The 20,425-nt window shown below is 59.1% G+C and carries 14 protein-coding genes; 9 read left to right on the plus strand and 5 right to left on the minus strand.

Going from position 1 to position 20,425, the window contains the following annotated elements; translation table 11 throughout:
* Nucleotides 1-92: 92 nt before the first annotated feature.
* From NKH97_RS28370 to NKH97_RS28390, 5 genes are all read left to right on the plus strand, one after another.
* Nucleotides 93-1,988 carry an ABC transporter ATP-binding protein gene (locus tag NKH97_RS28370; RefSeq protein ID WP_023809553.1) on the plus strand — a complete coding sequence of 632 codons (1,896 nt, stop codon included), beginning with the start codon at nucleotides 93-95 and terminating at the stop codon, nucleotides 1,986-1,988.
* Nucleotides 1,985-3,883 (plus strand): ABC transporter substrate-binding protein, encoded by a 1,899-nt coding sequence (locus NKH97_RS28375; RefSeq protein ID WP_023809554.1) that lies wholly within the window; start codon nucleotides 1,985-1,987, stop codon nucleotides 3,881-3,883. Before NKH97_RS28370 ends, NKH97_RS28375 begins: the two co-directional genes overlap by 4 nt.
* Nucleotides 3,884-3,885: 2 nt before the next feature.
* Nucleotides 3,886-4,884, plus strand: coding sequence for an ABC transporter permease (locus tag NKH97_RS28380; protein WP_023809555.1), 999 nt, complete (start codon nucleotides 3,886-3,888; stop codon nucleotides 4,882-4,884).
* Complete coding sequence (locus NKH97_RS28385; protein ID WP_031212616.1) at nucleotides 4,881-6,062, plus strand: ABC transporter permease; 1,182 nt, start codon at nucleotides 4,881-4,883, stop codon at nucleotides 6,060-6,062. Before NKH97_RS28380 ends, NKH97_RS28385 begins: the two co-directional genes overlap by 4 nt.
* Before the next feature lie 207 nt (nucleotides 6,063-6,269).
* Nucleotides 6,270-6,749, plus strand: a complete 480-nt coding sequence (locus tag NKH97_RS28390; protein WP_023809557.1) for a class I SAM-dependent methyltransferase — start codon at nucleotides 6,270-6,272, stop codon at nucleotides 6,747-6,749.
* Nucleotides 6,750-6,873: 124 nt separating this feature from the next.
* Here the strand turns inward: NKH97_RS28390 and NKH97_RS28395 are convergent, their stop codons facing one another.
* The gene (locus NKH97_RS28395; protein WP_023809558.1) at nucleotides 6,874-8,289 is read right to left on the minus strand and encodes an adenylate/guanylate cyclase domain-containing protein; all 1,416 of its coding nucleotides are present in this window, start codon (nucleotides 8,287-8,289) and stop codon (nucleotides 6,874-6,876) included.
* A gap of 189 nt (nucleotides 8,290-8,478) precedes the next feature.
* On the opposite strand from NKH97_RS28395, the gene NKH97_RS28400 reads away from it, so the two are divergent.
* The 3 genes from NKH97_RS28400 (at nucleotide 8,479) to NKH97_RS28410 (ending at nucleotide 11,296) form a co-directional block, all read left to right on the plus strand.
* Nucleotides 8,479-9,318: a hypothetical protein gene (locus NKH97_RS28400; protein WP_023809559.1), complete on the plus strand. Its 840-nt coding sequence runs from the start codon at nucleotides 8,479-8,481 to the stop codon at nucleotides 9,316-9,318.
* A 74-nt stretch (nucleotides 9,319-9,392) separates the two neighbouring features.
* Entirely contained in the window at nucleotides 9,393-9,917 is a 525-nt protein-coding gene (locus NKH97_RS28405; RefSeq protein ID WP_023809560.1) for a GNAT family N-acetyltransferase, read from the plus strand.
* Nucleotides 9,917-11,296: a hypothetical protein gene (locus NKH97_RS28410; RefSeq protein ID WP_352799218.1), complete on the plus strand. Its 1,380-nt coding sequence runs from the start codon at nucleotides 9,917-9,919 to the stop codon at nucleotides 11,294-11,296. The genes NKH97_RS28405 and NKH97_RS28410 overlap by 1 nt, the downstream gene beginning before the upstream one ends.
* A 305-nt stretch (nucleotides 11,297-11,601) precedes the next feature.
* Here NKH97_RS28410 and NKH97_RS28415 read toward each other — a convergent pair whose 3' ends face one another.
* Genes NKH97_RS28415 through NKH97_RS28430 form a run of 4 tightly spaced genes read right to left on the minus strand, consistent with a single transcriptional unit; the run spans nucleotide 11,602 to nucleotide 16,544 of the window.
* On the minus strand, nucleotides 11,602-12,672 hold the full coding sequence (locus NKH97_RS28415; RefSeq protein ID WP_023809563.1) for an adenylate/guanylate cyclase domain-containing protein: 1,071 nt from the start codon (nucleotides 12,670-12,672) through the stop codon (nucleotides 11,602-11,604).
* A gap of 3 nt (nucleotides 12,673-12,675) precedes the next feature.
* The gene (locus NKH97_RS28420; protein WP_023809564.1) at nucleotides 12,676-13,170 is read right to left on the minus strand and encodes a Rab family GTPase; all 495 of its coding nucleotides are present in this window, start codon (nucleotides 13,168-13,170) and stop codon (nucleotides 12,676-12,678) included.
* 13 nt (nucleotides 13,171-13,183) lie between these two features.
* Entirely contained in the window at nucleotides 13,184-15,862 is a 2,679-nt protein-coding gene (locus tag NKH97_RS28425) for an OmpA family protein (RefSeq protein ID WP_352442500.1), read from the minus strand.
* Between the two features lie 7 nt (nucleotides 15,863-15,869).
* On the minus strand, nucleotides 15,870-16,544 hold the full coding sequence (locus tag NKH97_RS28430) for a coiled-coil domain-containing protein (protein ID WP_031212622.1): 675 nt from the start codon (nucleotides 16,542-16,544) through the stop codon (nucleotides 15,870-15,872).
* Between the two features lie 904 nt (nucleotides 16,545-17,448).
* Here NKH97_RS28430 and NKH97_RS28435 point away from each other — a divergent pair.
* Nucleotides 17,449-20,355 (plus strand): trifunctional glycosyltransferase/class I SAM-dependent methyltransferase/polysaccharide deacetylase, encoded by a 2,907-nt coding sequence (locus tag NKH97_RS28435; RefSeq protein WP_352442499.1) that lies wholly within the window; start codon nucleotides 17,449-17,451, stop codon nucleotides 20,353-20,355.
* Nucleotides 20,356-20,425 lie beyond the last annotated feature (70 nt).

The following is a 20,425-nucleotide window of genomic DNA, read 5'->3' on the forward strand; positions in this document are numbered from 1 at the left end:
TTCGAATCCAAGTTGCTCTAGGCTGGCAATACGCTAGTCTCGCTTTTTGGGTCTGCCGCCCGGCAGACTGCCAGAGTGGGGCTGGTGTGAGGATGAATTCGGGCATTGATCTGCTGCGGATCGAGGATCTTGGCATCTCTTTTGCCATGATCGGGGGACCGTTGCATGCCGTCAGACGCGCAAATCTCCGCGTCCTGCCCGGCAAGGTTACCGCGCTTGTGGGCGAGTCCGGTTCCGGAAAATCGGTTCTCAGCCAGGCAGTGATGGGCATTTTGCCGAATACGGCCCACGTTCGCGGCCGTATCCTGTTTTCTGATCCTGAAAAGCCTGGCACGACGCAAGACATCCTGCAGATGCAGCGTGACGGAACCGAAATCCGGGCGTTGAGAGGCAGCCGCATCGGCAAAATCTTTCAGGAGCCAATGACATCGCTCTCGCCGCTGCACACGATCGGCAACCAGGTCAGCGAATCCTTGCAGATTCATACGCCTATGGCTCGGGCGGAGCGCAAGGCGCGGACCGAGGAAATGCTCGGCCTTGTCGGCTTCCCCAATCCCAAGCGCGCCTACGACATGTATCCATTTGAACTTTCGGGAGGATTGCGGCAACGCGCCATGATCGCCATGGCGCTTATCTGCCGGCCTGCTTTGTTGATCGCCGACGAGCCGACGACGGCGTTGGACGTCACCATCCAGGCGCAAATCCTGCAATTGCTGCGCGGGCTTCAGACCAAGCTGAACATGGCGATGCTGCTGATCACGCACGACCTCGGCGTGGTCGCCAATGTCGCCGACGAGGTGGTGGTCATGTACCATGGCGAGATCATGGAAATGGGGCCTGTCGAGGCGATATTCCGCCGGCCGGGCCACCCTTACCTGAAGGGCCTAATGGCAGCCGTTCCGCATTTCGACCTGAAGCCCGGTGAAAGGCTAAAGGCGCTCCGCGAGGTGCCGGTGAATGTCGGGAACCTGCTCGGCAAGCAGACTGCCCCGGCATCGAAGGGGCCAGACGACATCCTGCTGTCGGTAAGGGATCTGACTAAGACCTTCACCATCCGCAAGTCAGGATGGTTCAGCGGGGGTCATCAATCCTCTGTTCGCGCCGTGGACGGCGTGAGCTTCGACATCAGGCGGGGTGAGTGTCTGGGTCTGGTCGGCGAAAGCGGCTGTGGCAAAACAACCGTCAGCAAGATCCTCATGCGGGCCATTACCCCCAGCGGCGGTTCTGTGATCTTCAACGGCCGCGATGGACCGACCGACGTCCTGGGCGCAGAGGGAGATGCCCTGCGCATATTGCGCGCGAAAATCCAGATGGTCTTCCAGGACCCGGTTTCGTCGCTTTCACCTCGCATGACGGTGGAGAACATCTTGAGCGAGCCGCTGGAGATCCATGAGCGTGGCAATGCGGCGTCCCGACTCGCCACGGTCAAGAGCCTGATGCAGGCAATCGGGCTCGATCCGCGCTTCATCAAGCGTTATCCGCACAGTTTCTCCGGCGGGCAGCGTCAGCGCATCGGGATCGCGCGCGCATTGGCGCTGGGGCCTGAACTCCTGATCTGCGACGAGCCGGTTTCGGCGCTCGATGTCTCTGTCCAGGCGCAGATCCTGAATCTTCTGAAGGACCTGCAAAAAGAACTGGGCCTGACCTACCTGTTCATATCCCACAATCTGGCGGTGGTGGACTACATGGCAGACCGCATCGCGGTGATGTGCGGCGGGCGTATCGTCGAGCTTGCGCCGCGCGAAATTCTGCTCAGGAAACCAATCCACCCCTACACGCGCTCCCTGGTCGCCGCGGTACCTTTCCCCGATCTCGACCGGCCGATGGATTTCAAGACGCTGAAGCTCGGCGGCGCTTCTGACACCAGCGCATGGGGACCACAATTCCGCGAAGAAGGCGACGAGGATGTCCTGGCGCCGCTCGATCTTGGCGGCGGCCACCTCGTGCTGGCCCGACGTTCGGCCGATGTCAGCGAGTTACGCCATTGATCAGCCGTCGCACCGTCCTTGGCGTGATGGCTTCGGCACTCCTGCCGGGCACGTCGCGCGCTGGCGACCTGGAGCCGGAATTTCTTCGGCCGCAGCTGACGGCCAGGGCGCTGCCAGCACTCACCGAGCGCCTGCCCAAGAGCCCGCGCGCCTTGAATCTCGCCACGATGGGCCGGCAGCCGGGCCAATATGGCGGCACGCTGCGTACGATCATCGGCAGCCAGAAAGATATCCGGATGATGACGATTTACGGATATTCTCGCCTGGTCGGCTACGACGAAAAGCTTAGCTTGCAGGCCGACATTCTCGAAAATTTCGACGTCGCGGATGATCGCATCTTCACGTTCAAGATACGGGAAGGACACAAATGGTCCGACGGCAGCCTGCTGACGCCGGAGGATTTTCGCTATTGTTGGGAAGATGTCTGGCTGAACGATGAGCTTTCGCAAGGCGGGCTCGCCCCGACCCTGATGGCGGACGGCAAGCCGCCACGCTTCGAGATCGTCGATCCGTTGACGGTGCGCTATAGTTGGGATGCGCCCAATCCCGACTTCCTGCCCAAGCTCGCTGCCGCTTCGCCGATATCGCTTGTTCTGCCATCCGCCTATCTCAAGCAGTTCCACAAGAAATATCAGGATCCATTCCGGCTCGCCGGCCTGATGAAGGAGAACCGGACCCAGAAATGGACGCTCCTGCATATCCGTATGTCGCGGCAATATCGCCCGGAGAACCCGGAACTGCCGACGCTCGACCCCTGGCAGAACCGAACCAAGCCGCCGGCCGAGCAATTCATCTTCGAGCGCAACCCCTTCTTTCATCGGACAGACGAGAACGGCCGGCAACTGCCCTATGTTGACCGAATCATCATGAATGTCAGCTCATCGGCGATCATCTCCGCGAAGACCGGGGCGGGCGAGAGCGACCTGCAATGCATGGGAATTGACTTCAGCGATTACTCCTTCCTGAAGGACGCGGAGAAGCGCTATCCGGTGAAGATGCACCTGTGGAAACGCACACAGGGTTCTCGGCTGGCGCTGCTGCCGAATCTGAATTGTGCCGACCAGGTGTGGCGTGGCCTTCTGCGTGACGTGCGCGTGCGCCGCGCACTTTCGCTCGCCGTGGACAGGCGCGAGATCAATATGGCCGTGTTCTACGGATTGGCGCAGGAAAGCGCCGATACGGTTTTGTCCGAGAGCCCGCTCTACCGGCCGGAATTCGCTAAAGCTTGGGTTGCCCATGATCCCGACCAGGCCAACGCGCTGCTCGACGAGGTCGGGCTTCTGGCACGTGACGATGACGGCCTGCGGATACTTCCCGATGGACGCTCTGCCCAGATCATCGTGGAAACCGCCGGCGAAAGCACGCTGGAAACCGACGCGCTCGAACTCATCACCGATCACTGGCGAAAGATCGGCATCGCCCTGTTCATCCGGACTTCGCAGCGCGACATCTTCCGCAGCCGCGCGCTTGGCGGCCAGATCATGATGTCGATGTGGTCGGGCATCGACAATGGCGTGCCGACCGCCGACATGAACCCGAGTCAGTTGGCCCCCACAATCGACGATCAGCTGCAATGGCCGCTCTGGGGTGCTCACTACTTGTCTCATGGCAAGATGGGCGAGGCGCCCGATCTTCCTGCAGTGATCGAGTTAATGGTTTTGCTCAAGCGCTGGAACGCATCGACCGAAGCGACAGAGCGCGCCGAAATCTGGAATTCGATGCTGTCGATCTACACCGATCAGGTGTTTTCGATCGGGACCGTGAACGGAACGCATCAGCCGATTCTGGTGTCCTCACGGCTGCGCAATCTGCCTGACAAGGCGCTCTTCGGCTACGATCCGACCGCCTATTTCGGTGTCTACATGCCGGATACATTCTGGCTTGGAGAGTCCTGAGCGTGCTTCGATATATTGTCTGGCGCATTACTGTGATGGTTCCAACGCTGCTGGTGATATCAGCGCTGGTGTTCACGATCATCGAACTTCCCCCCGGCGACTATTTCGACAGCTATGTCGCCGAGCTTCGGGCACAGGGCGAAGGGGTGGATTCCGATCGCATCGAGATGATGCGCAAGGAATATGGTTTCGACAAGCCGCCGATCATTCGTTACTTCTATTGGGTCGGCGGGATGCTGCACGGCGATTTCGGCTATTCCTTCGAGTATGAGTTGCCGGTTCGCGACGTCGTCGGGGACCGAATGTGGCTGACTGTGCTGGTTTCCTTCGTCACGATCATCTTCACTTGGCTCATCGCCTTTCCGATCGGCATGTACTCCGCGACGCATCAATACAGTTGGGGCGATTACGGCCTAACCTTTTTTGGCCTCCTAGGCCTTGCCATTCCGAACTTCATGCTGGCGCTGATCCTGATGTATTTCGCCAACATCTGGTTCGGCACGTCCATCGGCCATCTCATGGACCCGCAATATCTCAGCGAGCCGATGAGCTGGGCCAAGGCGAAGTCGATACTCTCCCATCTCTGGATCCCGGTCTTGATCATCGGCACCGGCGGCACGGCAAGCATGATCCGGCGGCTGCGCGCCAATCTGCTCGATGAGCTACACAAGCAATATGTGGTGACCGCGCGCGCCAAAGGTCTTCATCCGTTCAGGGCGCTGGTCAAATATCCGCTGCGCATGGCGCTCAATTTCTTTATTTCCGACATCGGCTCCATCCTGCCGGCCATCATCTCCGGCGCCGAAATCACCGCGATCGTGCTGTCTTTGGAAACGACCGGGCCAATGCTGATCAAGGCGCTGCAAAGCCAGGACATGTATCTGGCGGGGTCGTTCCTGATGTTCCTCGCCTTCCTGACGGTTATCGGCGTCCTGATTTCCGACCTGGCGCTGGCGCTGCTGGATCCACGAATTCGTTTGCAGGGCGGCAGCACCAAATGAAAACGGATTCGCCGCTCCCCGCTCCGAGTGCTCCACTAGAACACTATGTTTCCAGCGCGCCCTTTGACCTGCAGTCGGTCGAGGCGATGACGGTGGAGCAGTCGAAGGTCTTTCAGGCGTCGCAGTTGCGGCTGATGTGGTGGAAATTCCGCTTGCACCGGCTCGCCCTTGTATCCGGCATATTCCTGGTAGTGCTTTATTTCGGGATATTAATCTGCGAGTTCCTGGCGCCCTACAACCTGCACACGCGCAACATGGACTACATCTATTCGCCGCCGCAGCAGGTGCACCTGTTCCACAACGGCCAGTTCGTCGGGCCGTTCGTCTATGGCCGCCAGATGACGCTGGACATGGACACGCTCAAGCGGAACTACATCGACAACCAGGACGATGTTCAGCGGCTCCGTTTCTTCTGCAAGGCCGATCGTTACCGGTTCTGGGGCCTGATCGAAGGTGACAGGCATTTTGTCTGCGCTGCCGAAAACGGTCAGCTTTTCCTGGCGGGCACCGACCGGCTGGGGCGCGACGTGCTCTCGCGCATGATCTATGGCGCACGCATTTCACTGACAATCGGCCTCGTCGGCATCAGTTTCAGCTTCCTGCTGGGCATCGTCATCGGCGGACTGGCCGGTTATCACGGCGGTATCTTCGACCTGATCGTTCAACGAATAATCGAAGTTCTGCAATCGATTCCCAGCATTCCGCTATGGTTGGCCCTGGCGGCGATCATGCCGATAACCTGGAGCCCAATCCTGATCTATTTCGGCATCACCGTCATCCTCGGAGTGCTCGACTGGACCGGACTGGCGCGGGCCGTGCGTTCAAAGCTTCTGGCCTTGCGCGAGGAAGATTACGTTCTCGCCGCGCAGTTGATGGGCGCCGGAAGCAGCCGCATCATTAGGCGGCATCTCATTCCCGGCTTCATGTCGCATCTGATCGCGACGGCGACGCTCTCGATTCCTGGCATGATCCTGGGCGAGACGGCGCTGAGCTTCCTCGGGCTCGGCCTGAGGGCGCCGATAACCAGCTGGGGAATCCTGCTCACCGAGGCGCGCAGCGTCAGCGTGATCGCGTTCTATCCATGGCTTCTCCTGCCGATGCTCCCCGTCATTCTCGTCATCATGGCGTTTAACTTCCTCGGTGACGGCTTGCGGGACGCCGCAGATCCCTACAAGTGAGGTCGTTATTTTGCCGCGCGCCGTGCCGCCTATTCCACCCGGTATGATCCTTGCCGGCTGCCTGTACGGTTGTTGCAGTGTTCATCGTCCGCCTCTATATGTTCCGACACGTGATCGAGTTTGGCACTACGCCTTCGGGATACACCCGTGAACAGTTCGTGTCGGAGGCATTGCCGATCTTGAGCTGGTTCAGGACACACAAAGCATATGAGTCGCCTTGAGAATTTCATCAGCAGGATGACCGCACAGCGCGACATTCTCGACCAAGTCTGCGTCGAGGTGGCGAAGATGGAGGGGCTTGTGCTCGAGCTCGGCCTCGGCAACGGACGGACGTTCCACCATCTGCGCGAGCGCCTGCCCGGGCGCCGGATCGTGGTGTTCGACCGCGAAGTCGGTGCACATGCCAGCTCAATTCCCGAAGCCGAAAACCTCGTGCTCGGCGAAATACGCGAGACGGCCCGCAAGTTCATTGGCATCGAAGCCGCCCTTGTTCATGCCGACATCGGCACCGGCTATGACGATCGCGATGCAGTGACTGCTACCTGGCTTCCCGATCTGATTGCGAGCCTGCTTCGCGTCGGCGGCTTCGCGGTCAGTGGCACGCCGCTCGATCACCCGCTGCTGCAACGCCTCCCGGCGCCGACTTCAGAGCCCGCCGATCGTTATTTCCTCTGCAAGCGCGTGTGAGCGGCCGAGAGCCCTCATCTTTTCACGCAAACGATGCTCTACCGCAATTCCAAGGGAAAGTGCTAGGCGCTTTTCCCGAAAACCGTTTACACTTCCTTGGAATTGCTCTGGACGGCCCAATTGCTCAGGGGATTGTATACACCGCTATCTCCCGCTCGATGCCGCGCAGCGAGACTTCGTGAAGCACGGGCGTCAGAGCGTTCCTGCGCAACAGATCGGCGGTGAGATTGTCGTCGACCACTGCACGGGTGGCGAAGATAGCCTGTGCGTTGGCCAGGTTCTGGACCCGTGAAGCAATGTTGACCGTCTGGCCGAAATAGTCCTGTCGCTCGTTCATGGACACGGCGATGCAGGGGCCGGCATGGACACCGATCTTGAGCAGCAGATCCTCGCGCCCGCTTCTGTCATTGAGCGCACGCATGGCATCACGCATCCTGAGGGCCGCAGCCATCGCGCGATCAGGCGTCGCGAATGTCGCCATCACCGCATCACCGATGGTCTTCACCACCGCGCCTGCCTCCGCCGCGACGATCTCGTGCAGAACCTGGAAATGCACGTGCACGAGATCGAAGGCTGAAAGGTCGCCCACCCGCTCGTAAAGCGCGGTCGATCCGCGCAGGTCGGTGAACAGGAAGGTGAGGCTGGTGATCTTCAGGCGCTGGTTGATGTCGAGCGTATCCGTACGATAGAGGTCGCGGAACGTCTGGTTGGTGAGCAGGCGCTTGGCGGTCAGAAAAGGCCGGCGTTTGCCCAGGAGATTATGCAATGCCTCGCCGGCGATGAAGACTGCCGGCAGCACGCGGGTGTCGGTCCTGTTTTCCAGCGAAATACGCAGCGGACCGGGTAGCATTTCCAGTGTCTGGTTCTGGACATGGTCGCGGTCGAAAGCCAAAGACAGGCTTCGCCGCTCTTTTGTTGGTTTGCCCTTCGCGTCGATGAACTGCGCTGAATGGGTGACCGGCTCGAAGACGATGATGAATTCGGGCGGAAGCTGTATAAGCAGGACGGCCTTTTCACCCGGCGCCAGCTCGATATCCTCCAGCGAGAACGCTCCTATGTTTTTCGCCAGATCCTCTTCCGGCAGATCGACGCCGGATCCCCAGTAAATCTGGCGAAAATATTCCACCAACGGCAGTTCGTGTGGATTGTGGGCGGCAATCCTGCGCACGCGAGGGCTGACGGTGAATGTCACCTCGACCATCTCATCAAGGGTCGGCGAATAGCCTTCGGAGCATAGCGCGCAGGTGTATTCGTCCTTCTGCAGGGTTTTCAGCGTAGCGTTGGTGTCGAGCACGCCGCCACAGCCGGGGCACAGAACATTCCATGAAATGTCGAAGATGCCCACCCGCGCCGCATGGAGGAAGGCGCTTATGGCGCGTTCCTCGTCGAGGCCATGCTTGCTGGCGAAAGCCGGCACATTGATGCGGCAAAGTTCATAATCCTTGCCTTCCGCGATGGTCCGCCGGATCGCGTCGATTGCCTGGAGATCGACATCGGTTGATTGCCGCAAAAGCGAGAACAGATCCTGAATTTCGGTCATCGTGCAGGCTCCGGAAAATGCGCCCCCTAGGTGGTTCACCGGAACCGGTCTTTGTTCCGAGCGCTCCATCTTACTTCGAAACGGATCGTACGGCCATTCGAATGGCAAAGCCCGCGCGACGGTTCAATTTCCGTCGGGATTTTCACCGATCGCAAGCGGCACTATGGTGAGTCCATGGGGTATTCATCTTTGGGACTTTCTCCCGCGCCGACACCCGGCAACCCGCCATTTCCCGCGGCCCTGCGGCTTTTCTCGGCGGGGGTCATCATCGTCCTGATCGTCGGCGCCGGCCTGTTTTTCGCGCCTGCGCTGGTCAAGCCGCGCTGGCCCTGGGCCGTCACGCCGTTCAATGCCCGCTTCCTCGGCGGCTTCTACACCGCCGAAATGGTCGTGATGGCGGCGCTGCTGGTCTGGAACCGCTGGTCGCCAGGCAGGCTCGTGCTTGTCATGGCCTTCATCTTCACCGTCATCGTGTCGGCGGCTTCGTTCTTCAGTCTCGGCTATTTCAACTTCGAGCGCAAAGCGCCCTGGCTCTGGTTCTTGGTCTATCTTGCTTCGGTCGCGGTATCCGGATCGTTCCTTTGGCGGGCCAGGGGCCGTCCTTCCGCAAAGGGCGTGACCTTAAACTCTGCATGGCGCGGCTACATGTCGATGGAAATGGTGATCCTCGGGCTCTATGGCGTCGGTCTGTTGCTGTTTCCCCTGACATTCGGCGGCTTCTGGCCGTGGCCGATCGACGCCTTCCACGCTCAGGTCTACAGCGCCATCTTCCTCGCCGGAGCGGGCGGCACATATCTCGTCAGGAAAAGCGCGCCGCGCGAAGAGCTGCTGGTGCTCGGTCTGGCGCAGTTTCTGGTCGGCTTGTTTGCCATCCTTGGCCTTGTCATCACCGAGGCCGCAGTGCACCGGATCGACTGGACGGCGACGGGAACATTGTGCTGGCTCGCCCTTTTCGGCTGGATCGGAATCAGCGGCATCTTCAAACTCTACGCCGTCTCCTGGTACTTCAGCGCGCAATCGGCATCATAGGATGATGAGATGGCTGGATTTTCAGATGATGTCCGGTGCATCGTGCCGGGCCCATTGCCTTTGCCGGGAAAGCCATGACCAGCACGACCTCGCCATTCCCAAAGAAAATCCAGCCGCAACTCCGGGCCATTCGGCCAAGCGATGCGGAGGCGCTTTGCGCCATCTTCAACATGCCGGGCTTCCGCTGGGGCACGCTCAGGATGCCATTCGAGATGGTGGAGCAGGTAGAACGGCGTATCGCCAAGTCCGGCCAGGAAACCACCTGGATCGTTGCCGAGCTGGACGGCAAGGTCGTCGGCCATGGCAGCCTGGTCGTGCAGGGTTCGCCGCGCCGTTCGCACATCGGTGAGATCAATATCGGCCTTGACGATGGCTTTGTCGGCAAGGGTATCGGCTCTGCCATACTTGGCGCGCTGCTTGACGTGGCCGACAACTGGCGCGCCCTGAAGCGAGTCGAATTGACCGTCTATGCCGACAATGAACCGGCCATCCGCCTCTACACAAGCCACGGCTTCGAGGTCGAAGGCCGGCATGTGAAGGCCGGCTTTACCGAAGGGCGGTATCACGACCTTCTGAGCATGGCCCGGCTGCGGTTCTGATGACCACGGACTTTGATCCGACCCTTAAGGCTCCGGTGGATGTTCTGGCAGTGCTATCACTGCTCTGCCCGGAAGTCGTGCGTGACATCGAGCAGAACTGGAATGCACCGGTTTCCGAATACGCCCGCCATCTGTGGCGGCCGGTGGCAAGGCCTGCATCGAGTCCGGCGATCGCTGCCCGTTCGATCCTGCTTGATATACTGCATCAGCGCCTTGATTTGATCATGCAGCCTGAAGAGGTCGGCAAGGCCCTTGAAGAATTCGACCACAGACCGGTGATTCAGTCCGGCCTCCACTGCCTGCTTCTGATGGACCGGATCACCTTCGATGCCCTCCTGTTTGCCTGGCTCGGCGCGGTCGAAAACGGGCTGTCGGCCTTCGTCGGCTTCATGGGAACGACGATGACCATGGAGACAATTGGCCGGGAGGGGCCGGGATGGCTCGATGTCGGCGACGACAAGGTCAACTTGTTTGGCATGGGGCGCCACAAACTATGCCGCAAAAGCGCCTGCGCGGCCGGCCCGGTCACCCTCAACAAGCGGGCGCTCGAAGCGGTGGGCGACGAAACGGATGCCAGCCGCTGGCTGGGCACACTGCTCGCCAGCCAGGACAAGGTGTTTGGAACCGCCGCCGATGCACTGACAGAACTCAACGAGGATCTGGTCGCCGATTGGGATCGTTCCGGCATGGCTCGGCCGGTGTTCATCGATGACCGGCTCGCGGCTTCCGTCGTGGCGCGGCATCTGGACCATGACAGCAGCCTTCTTTCCAAGCTGCTCCTTGAGCCCGCAAGGCGTCAGCGTCTCGAACGTACCCTGCAAGAGACCGAATCGAGCCCATTTGGCAGATTCCTGCCCAATGCCACGGCCTATTTCTGGGGCATTCGCGAGGAGCGCGTGCGCAAGCTCGTCCTCGAGAACGGGCACCTGATCGAGCCTGAAAGGCCGAATGGTCTTTCCATCCCGTTCGAGCGGGCGCATCTCAAGCAGGCGCTGCTGGACGGCGTGCTGCTGCCGAACTTGTTCCTGACGTTCCTCGTTCTTGCCATATTGCCGCGCGTGCGGGTCGTGGGCGGCCTGAGGCAGATCGGTTATGTAGCGCTTTTCCATTCGATCCTGCTGGCCGCGCTGGATGAAACCGCGCCGGAAGAGCGCGGTCTGGCTGCCGAGTTGCAGGTTCGGGAAAATGCCTGGGGCACCCGGGTCATCGATGAAAAAATGTCGGTCCGCGAACAGGTTGCCCGCCTGCCGGCAGGGAGGCTGTTTCCTGACCTGCTCGGGCACTACCGTTCGCACACCTTTGCCGAGACGACCGACGACCTGAAACTGGTTCGTGAAAACGCCCGATGGCGCAAGATAGGCCGAGCCTTTGGCGTCTGATCCGGGCCGCATGCCCTCATTTGTCATTGCACTATTCCGGCCTTGCGGAGCCCGTCGACCGTGAGTTCGATATCGGCAGGGTTCTTGTAAGGCAAGACTTTGCGACGGTATTCCAGCGAATAGTCAGGATTGACGCGAGCAGTTCCTGCCATGCCGCCACGCGTGGGGAAAACGGCCCAGATGGCCGTAACTGTCGTTGCGAGCCAGCCCCAAGTCGCCCAATGAGGGTCACTAGTTGGGTCAAATCTTTGCGTTGATCATTTGCGGCTTGAGATGCAGTGCGCTCCAGGATCGTCAACCGGAAATCAGGCTGGGAGCCGCCACATTCGTACACGACCTGCACCACGCAATTCCGTTTCCTCAAGTGGGTCGCAAGCAAATTTTGGCCCAAGCAGTTGGCGCGTTGCATCGGAGATACGGATTTCACCGGGCTCCGCGGACGTTTGAATACGTGAGGCGAGATTAACGGTCTCGCCCCACAGGTCATAGGCGAACCGCCTTTTGCCTATGACGCCAGCGACGATCGGTCCCGAGTGAATTCCAATTCTCAGCCTTATCGGTTCTCCTGCGAAGAGTTCGCGCTTGACCGCCTTGCGCAGTTCAACTGCATAGTGCGTGAGGGCTCGTGCATGATCGGATCGCGCGGTGGGCAGGCCAGCGACCACCATGACACAATCGCCGATAGTCTTGATCTTTTCGCAGCCGTGTCGTTCCGAGAGCCTATCCGCCGCCTTGAAGAAGTAATTCAAGATAGCGAGCGTAGTCACCGCTCCGACGCTGCGCGCTCTTTCGGTAAAACCGACGATGTCGGCAAAAAGCACACTCACCTCCGCGTGGTTGTCGGCAATTTTCTTTTGCGCTTTCAACCGCTCCGCGATCGACGCCGGAAGAATGTTGAGGAGCAGGGATTCCGCGCGCTGGTATTCACGCGACAATCCCTCCTGACTCTTCCTCAACGCCTCATTGGCCGAATGTAACTTCTCGTTGAGTTGGCGCTCCCTCTCTTGCAGAAGAGTCATTTCATAAGCCTTCTGTTGAAGCCGCTGCTTGTTGTCGCGTTCGGCAGTGGCATCAAGAAAGAGCAGCCACACGCAGTCATCATCAGCAAAAAGATGAAGGTCCGCGACACGCCCGCTGGGCAGTTCGACCATAGGCATATGAAATGGAAGCTCCGGGCAAGGCAGCAAACCTTCCATGAATTCAAGCTGGTCGGCTACAGGCTTACCGATGCGAAGGCATGAGAGCCCGTAATGTTCAACGTTACCGCCCTTCGCCGCTGTCCGCAGCTGGGCGTCAATTTTCACATACGCAATAGCACGCTCGTTGTAGAAGAAATCGTAAATCCAGCTTCCGACCTCTCTTGGCAATCTTTGCATGGTCTATTTGGTGACCATCGAAGCGAGTTTAAGAAACGCATCATCGACATGCTCACCCGAGAGCGCACTTGTCAGATAGACTTGCCATCCGCGTTGCCTCAGTTCGTCAATTTCTCTATCTGGTATTACCCACCGATCGGCCAGATCTGATTTGTTGAAAAGCAGTACGAACGGCATAGCACCGAATTCAGCCTCGACCCGCTCGCGCAGCGTGAGTGCAGCGGTAAGGGTAGCGGCGCGGGTTCCATCGACGACAAGCACGAGGCCTGTCGCACCTCGCACATGGCTGACGCGGAATGAGCCGATATCATCTTCGCCGGCCAAATCCCATAAAATCAGATCCACTGTTTTGTCCGGGAGTGCGACACTCTTTTTGTCGATTTTCACTCCCACCGTGGTCAAGTAGGTCTCTGAAAAGATGCTTTTCACAAACCTGCGAACCAGGCTCGTCTTTCCAACAGAGAACCCGCCCAACATACAGATCTTTTTTTGCAACATCTTGGGCTCCCACCTAGTCCAAGTTTACCGTAACGGAAACCCGGCGATTGGTGGAGCTACCAGCCTGACTATTTTCAGGCACCGCCGGTTCAAAGGTGCCCGCGCCCCGAACCAGCAGCAGTTCCGGGGCGACGCCGCGCTTGTTGAGAAGCGCACGAACTGTCTCGGCACGGGCGGCGCTGATCGACGCGTTGGCCGTCTCACGGCCCGTGGTGTCCGAATGGCCGGTCAACATGAACCGCGCAGTTACGCCTGACTTGCGGGCATTTTGGGCGAATTCCTTTATTTGATCCGCCAATCTGTCGAGAACCGGCGTCTGCTCTGGTCCCGGCACAACTTTGCCGGAAGAGAAGAAAATGTCGGTCGTCTGGATAGACTCTCTCAAATGATTGAGCTCTGCAAGGTCCAGCTCACGCAGTTGCGAGACATCCAGAACCACTCCGTCCGCCGAAAGTTGTTCAGCGGCGGCCTGCGCCCGGTCGATCCAGGCGGCAGGAGCCTCGCCCACGACAACGATGCGACCCTGGATGATCGAAAGTCGGACCGATTTCGGCGGCGTCAGCGACGCCGTCAGCCGCTTCACCACAAACTTCGGATCAAGGCTCTGGTAGAATTGCCACTGTGAATGAACGCGGGCAGGATCGACCTCCGTTCCGGACAGCAGAGCTTGCGGGTCGGCGGCAAGCGGGTCTCGCAGGCCGGAAATATAGAAATGTCCACCCCTGGTCGATTGTTGGGCGACGACAATTCCCGGTTGGGCCTCAAGTCGCGACACATAATACTGCCAGTGCTCCGCCGCGCGTGCTTCGGGGCTCACATCACGAACCTTGGAAATGTCGAATTCCGGTCCACCTGCCGAAAGCTGTCGGGCCGCTGCGCGCGCCCGATCTATCCAGGTGTCGGGAGCCTCGCCCTCGGCAATGATGCGATTATTGACGATCGAAAGTCGTACTGTATCCGGTGGATACAGCGACGCCGTCAGCCGTTTCAACACGAACTCCGGCTCAAGGCTCTGATAAAATTGCCATTGTGAATGAACCCGGGCGGGATCGACCTGCGTTCCAGACAACAGCGACTGCGGGTCGTCGGCAAGCGGGTCTCTCAGGCCGGCAATATAGAATCGGCCATCGCGTATTTTTTGTTGTGCAACGATGATGCCCGGCTGGGCCTCCAGTCGCGACACGTAGGCCTGCCAGCGCTTCGCCTCGAGTACTTCGGGGCTTACGTCACGAACCTTGGAGATGTCGAATTCCGGTCCGCCTGCCGAAAGCTGTCGGGCCGCTGCACGCGCCCGATCTATCCAGGTGTCGGGAGCCTCACCCTCGGCAACGATGCGCTCATTGTCGATTGATAGTCGTACTGAATCCGGCGGAGCCAGCGACGCCTTCAGCCGCTTCAGCACGAACTCCGGTTGAAGGCTCTGATAGAATTGCCACTGCGAATGAACCCGGGCGGGATCGACCTGCGTTCCAGACAACAGCGACTGTGGGTCGGCGGCAAGCGGGTCTCTTAGGCCGGCAATATAGAATTGGCCGTCGCGCGCCTGTTGTTCGGCAACGATGATGCCCGGCTGGGCCTCCAGTCGCGACACGTAGGCCTGCCAGCGCGACACATAAGCCTGCCAGCGCTGCCCGGATTGCCAGGAAAGAAAGAACCAACCGCCTGCCAGAATCAAAAACAGCAGGGCCACGGCGGCCACCAGCCACGGAAATCCCTCGTTTGATTCCTCCTGCTTCTGCTCCACGCAGGTCCGCAATTGCGCCTCTACCCCGGCCAACTGCGAACTGTCGCCGTCAAACTCTACTAAAGCCTGTGAGCATTCCTCATGGATGCGAAGCAATACATCGCGAACTATTTCATGCAATTCCTCTGGCGGATTTCCCCGGATCACCGAAACCAGGGTCGCAAACGGTCCAACTTCCGACCAGAGACGAAGGTCGCCAAAACGGATAGTGTCCAGGCCGCTCTGCTCTCTCTCGTTGAATGAATCTTTCACAAAATCTTGAATTGCACTAAGCATCGACGAAATCAGCTGGGGATCTTCGCTCGTCGCATTGTCGGCAGCTACATGCGCTATCAAAAGCCCGGAATTACGATTAATGAGAAAGGCATGCTCTACACGATAGATAAGAGAATGCTTTAGGACAACTTCCGAGAAGCTCGCACCTGTCCTCCAAGCTTCAAATCTCCACTTGAGCCCATGCCAGGTAAATATATGTCTTAAAGTTTCATTCAGTGACTGAAATGTCTGGTCGATCTTTTCCCCGATCGACTTGCGGATTGCCGGCAGAAACACCGGGTATAATATATCCGTCAGCGTGCGCGGGCTCTTCTGGATTGACCGTTGCACAGCCCGTTCGACAGCTGGCGCAAGCGCCTCGCCGAGCTGCGCATGAGTCGCTCGCGCGACCGCAATGGGAAGAACATCGCCCACCGCTGCCGCAAGCTGCTCGGGTTCGTCCAGCAGATGCGTAACTCGTGAAAGCTCCGAAATTTCGCGGCTGACCAGCAACTGGCGCAGCGTTTCCATGCGAGGATCGGCGGTTGGAACTCCGTCGAAACGCGCACGATAGTCCGGATCAACGTTCCGGGCAATTTCGACCAAAAGACGAGCCAGAGCCTCGCGATCAATTTCTGTATCGTTCGAGGCTGTTCTTTGTGGAAGACTGATTGGGTCGACGGTTGACGTCAAGGTCCCATCAACTCACTTTCCAGCTACGATCCGAGTTGCCCTTGCTGCCGACGGGATCCTGATTCAGACATTTCGCAACCTCTACAAACAGGCCAGCCAAAAGATTTCGGTCGGTCTTAACGTTGCTGAGATCGGCAAACATTTTCTCTATCAGCATCTGAACGCCTTCATTCTTCTGCTTAATTTCCTCACGCAACAAATGATCGTTTCGATTTATCCGGTCCGAAACGTCCCGCTCAAGCGCGCTCAATTGATCCGACAACGCACGCACCTGCTTTTCAAGTGCCTGGTTTTGCTCGCGAAGATTCCGGTCAATCTCCTTGTCGGCATCGGCTCGTGAGTCTTTTTCGTTCCGCAATTGCGCCGCGAGCGAATCGATCTGCTTCTTTGCATTTGACTCGTACATCTCAAGATTGCGCTTGGCTTCGGATTCGACATCCTTGAAGCGCTGCAACACCCGTTCTTCAAGCTTGGAAAAACGGCGGTCATAGTCCTGCATCTGGTTGCCGAACAGCAGATCGCGTATCTTGTCGACACCTACGGCGTCGCCGGCGCCCCCGTTTTCGCGAACCTGGGCCGCCATGAAGTTCAGCCCGCTTCCGTCTGCATTACCGATCAAATTTGCGTCCGCCTTGTTTGCGGAGGAAACGGCACTCGAAGTACTCGAAGATTCCTTGGCCATCCTTATACCCCTCTATTTGAACCACCTGCCACAGTGCAGAGACCCATAAACAGGTGAAGATGCCAGCAAAATCCGCGACCTGCAAGCCGGAATCTTCTTGGCGAAAGCCAATTTGCGTGCTCTTTTTACACGTCTTGGACCGGCCGAAAAAGCACCAGTACCGCTAGGTGTTGCTCTCGCCCCTCTCTGTGATAGCAACCATAGCCGTTTAATCTAATTGGTTATCGAGCGAAATCTACTATGAAGCCGAGTGATACAATGGCATTATGTATATCTATTTAGACAGACGTAAGTAATGAGTTTTCATTAGAAATTGCTAAAATAGCTGTTCCAGTGAGCAGCATATTGGCTCTCGCTCCGCTATATACTGCCACCATCAGCTTCCGGCGCGATCTCAACAGTAGAAGGAGAATCTTCTTCTTACACGAGGAATCGCCGATCAAGAATGCAGCCCGGAATCGAGGTGTTTCGGTCGATAGGAGAGAGCAATAGGTCCCAATAGCTGGCAGTCATTCAACCAAAGCTTCAGTGGGCTTGCATTGCTGCGTCGTCGATTGCAAAGGACGGCAGTTTGCCATAGCCAGGTGCCAGGGACCGCAGCTTGTGGTCATGGTGCCGATTTCAGGGATCGACATGAGTATGCGGCATGCTTGGTTTTGACGTGCATCTGCGACAGCCGGCGTCCGATCTCGGCGGCACGGATGAAATGCTGCGCCAGGCTTCTAATGTCGCTAGCACGACAGGAGCAAGCTCGCACTGCAGCCAAATGGCGGCGCGACGGCTCGGAAGAGTTTACGGGAGACTGTTTGGACGCAGCATCCTCGGTGACCGTTTCCTTTGGCGGGAAACCGCCGGCTATGTCTCGGGGCTCTTGTACCTTCGAACCAGGCTTGGGTAAGACGGCATGGCGCATAATCCATTGGTTTCAATCGTGGTTCCTGCGCACAACGCAGAGGTGACGCTGGCGCGCGCACTCGATTGCCTTCTCGATCAGGAAATCGTGGATTGGGAGGCGATCATCGTCGACGACGCCTCCACGGACCGCACCCCCGCGATCATTGCCAGTTATGTGGAACAAGATTCCCGATTTCGGACGTTGAATTCTTGCGCCCGTGGCCCCGCCGGCGCGCGCAATAGCGGGATTTCGACGGCGCGCGGCCACTGGCTCATGTTTCTGGATGCGCACGATTGGGTAGACGCCAGCTTCCTCGCGAAAATGCTAGCCGCACTGGAGGCTGCGCCCGATTCAGTGGCCGCCTATTGCGGCTCCCAATGCGTGATGCCCGATGGCGAACTTATCTGGTTGAGCATCTCGTCAGAGGTTGCGATCCAGCCCTTTGAAACATTTGCCCGCCGGTGTGCCATCGCCACCCACGCGCTGCTGCTCGACCGGGAGACAATCGTCGAGTTGGGCGGTTTCGATGTGTCGCTGCGCACATGCGAGGACTGGGATCTGTGGCAGCGCCTCGCCCGTCTCGGCAGAAATTGGGTAATGGTCGACGAGCCGCTCGCCTTCTACCGGGCTAGCCCCAACTCGCTCACCCGCAATTCATCTCAGATGCTGGCCGACGCGGAAATCGTCATCGCCCGTGGCTTCTCTGCCGACTCCAGAGTCAAACACCCGGTGACTATCCACGCCAACGGAGCGAACTCGGCGGATGGCCGCACCGCTTCCGAAGCACTCGCGTGGTTCGCATTTTGGAACGCCGCGTCGGATTGCGGCGGCGGCTCGGGCTCGATCAACCCGCAGTCCCTGCGCGCGCTTCCGGCCGGACGCAAGTGGGCGAGTGAGATCGCCAAGGTAGCCATCAACGGCCTTGCGGTGGGAAGCCTGTCTGTGCCGGCGCAACTGGCTGCCAGGTGGGGAAGGTTCGGCCGCGCCATCACCGAGTTGATTACCGAACTCGGCAAGGTCTGGGACAATCCCGCAGCGGCTCGCCGCATCCAGTATCAGCTTGAGCAAATGCTTCTCGACGCCGACGATCTTGGCGCGCCGCGCAGGCTGGCGCGAACACTTGGAATCCGCGTCGACGCTCGAAATCCGACCTCGACCGAACTGCCGGAAGGAATCGACCAAATCTATGCCTACCTGATGATGGATGGCCACATCGAGGCCGTCGTACAATTCGGCGTGCTCGGGACAGTGACAAGGGATCATTGGATTGAACTGATCCGGAATTTCGCACCGCAAAAGGAGGCTGGCGCCAACACTCCGAACACGCTTCCAGCCCGGGCATTGTCAGGCACAGCCGAACGCGAGCCTGATCCGGACAGCCATTTCGGCAAACTCGCGAGATTGGCTGCGCAAGCGCGGGAGTTGGTCCGGTCGAGCGCCGAACCTGCGGAGCCTTCTGCCGCGCCGCGCCGTGCACGGCCCAGGCACGACGAGAATCGCACGTTGTTCTGGAATGGCTATTTCACGACCGAGGATCCCTGGAACTACAGTTCGTCCTATGAGCAGGAAAAATATGAGCGGCAACTCGAGATTCTGCCTGCGGGTCCCATCGGACGGGCACTTGAGCTCGCCTGCGCGGAGGGCCACTTCACGCGGCAGCTGGCGCCGCGAGTGGGCCATCTGACCGCAACCGACATCTCCGCCATAGCCGTGGGACGGGCCCGCGCGCGATGCAGCGATCAGCCGAACGTCGAATTCGGCGTACTGGATTTCTCCGCAGACACGCTGCCGGGTGAAATGGATCTGATCTTCTGTTCGGAAGTGCTCTACTATCTGGATGATCTCGCCGAGTTGCGGCGCATTGCCAAAAAATTCGCAGAGGCGTTGGCGCCTGGCGGCAGTTTCATCAGCGCCCACGCATTCGTGCTGCGTGACAATGTTGAAAGGACGGGGTTCGACTGGAACACATTCGGGGCACAAGCGATCTCAGAGGCGCTCGCAGCGACCGAAGGTCTCGTCCTCGAGCAGTCGATCCAGACCAAGCTCTATCGCATAGACCGCTTCCGCCGCCTGTCACCGCACGATGTAGTGACGGAACCGAGGATTGATCATGCGCCGATCCGCGCGCCCATCGGACTCGGGGTCGCCCGAAATATCGTCTGGGGCGGGGCGCGGGCCTTGCGCCGCGACGTCGCGCGCAGCGAGCGGCGGCCACGTATCCCTGTCCTCATGTACCACAGCGTCGCCGAAGAAGGTCCGGCTGCCCTCGCCCGTTTTCGGCTAACGCCCGCCGCATTCGCCAGCCAGATGGCATGGCTGCGCGCCAATGGCTTTCACGCGACCACGTCCGAGCAACTGGAACGGTCCATCGCCAACCGTCAGCCTTTCGCTGGCCGCCCAGTGCTCATCACCTTCGATGACGGTTTCCAGAATTTTGCCGACCAAGCCTGGCCAACCTTGCGCGCGAACGACCTGACCGCGGAAGTGTTCCTGGTGACTGACCTGGTGGGTGAAAGCGCGCAGTGGGATGCCGAAAACGGTCCGCCGACGCAGCTTATGGATGCCGGGACGGTGCGGCGGCTCGCCGCCGAAGGTGCGTTCTTCGGAAGCCATCTCGCGACGCATCGCGCGATCGATGGTCTGTCGAGCTCTGACTTGGCCGCCGAACTGCTGCGCTCTCGTATGTTCATCGAACGTTGGACCGGTCGGCCAACCTCGGCGTTCGCGGCACCCTTCTCTGTCACCGACCGACGGCTCGGCAGACTGGCCAAGGAGTCCGGCTATCGGATCGGCTTCGGCAGCAGACACGGGCCGGCGGACCTTAATTGCGATCCCATCGATCTTCCACGCATCGAGATTCGCGGGGATCGCTCGCTCGACGACTTTGTCGCCACCGTCGAGGCCATGCTCGATTAAACGGTGAACTTTGTCACGGTCATCGGTCCCGCTCACGTGCGCAAGATCGACGAAACGCTCCGCACTCGCC

The sequence above is a fragment of the Mesorhizobium sp. M0870 genome, assembly GCF_040319775.1.
Classification (GTDB): Bacteria; Pseudomonadota; Alphaproteobacteria; order Rhizobiales; family Rhizobiaceae; genus Mesorhizobium.

Coding starts and splice junctions, on each gene's coding strand:
- NKH97_RS28370 (WP_023809553.1), top strand. CDS start 93: ATGAATTCGGGCATTGATCTGCTGCGGATCGAGGATCTTGGCATCTCT.
- NKH97_RS28385 (WP_031212616.1), top strand. CDS start 4,881: ATGAAAACGGATTCGCCGCTCCCCGCTCCGAGTGCTCCACTAGAACAC.
- NKH97_RS28390 (WP_023809557.1), top strand. CDS start 6,270: ATGAGTCGCCTTGAGAATTTCATCAGCAGGATGACCGCACAGCGCGAC.
- NKH97_RS28395 (WP_023809558.1), bottom strand. CDS start 8,289: ATGACCGAAATTCAGGATCTGTTCTCGCTTTTGCGGCAATCAACCGAT.
- NKH97_RS28405 (WP_023809560.1), top strand. CDS start 9,393: ATGACCAGCACGACCTCGCCATTCCCAAAGAAAATCCAGCCGCAACTC.
- NKH97_RS28410 (WP_352799218.1), top strand. CDS start 9,917: ATGACCACGGACTTTGATCCGACCCTTAAGGCTCCGGTGGATGTTCTG.
- NKH97_RS28415 (WP_023809563.1), bottom strand. CDS start 12,672: ATGCAAAGATTGCCAAGAGAGGTCGGAAGCTGGATTTACGATTTCTTC.
- NKH97_RS28420 (WP_023809564.1), bottom strand. CDS start 13,170: ATGTTGCAAAAAAAGATCTGTATGTTGGGCGGGTTCTCTGTTGGAAAG.
- NKH97_RS28430 (WP_031212622.1), bottom strand. CDS start 16,544: ATGGCCAAGGAATCTTCGAGTACTTCGAGTGCCGTTTCCTCCGCAAAC.
- NKH97_RS28435 (WP_352442499.1), top strand. CDS start 17,449: ATGGCGCATAATCCATTGGTTTCAATCGTGGTTCCTGCGCACAACGCA.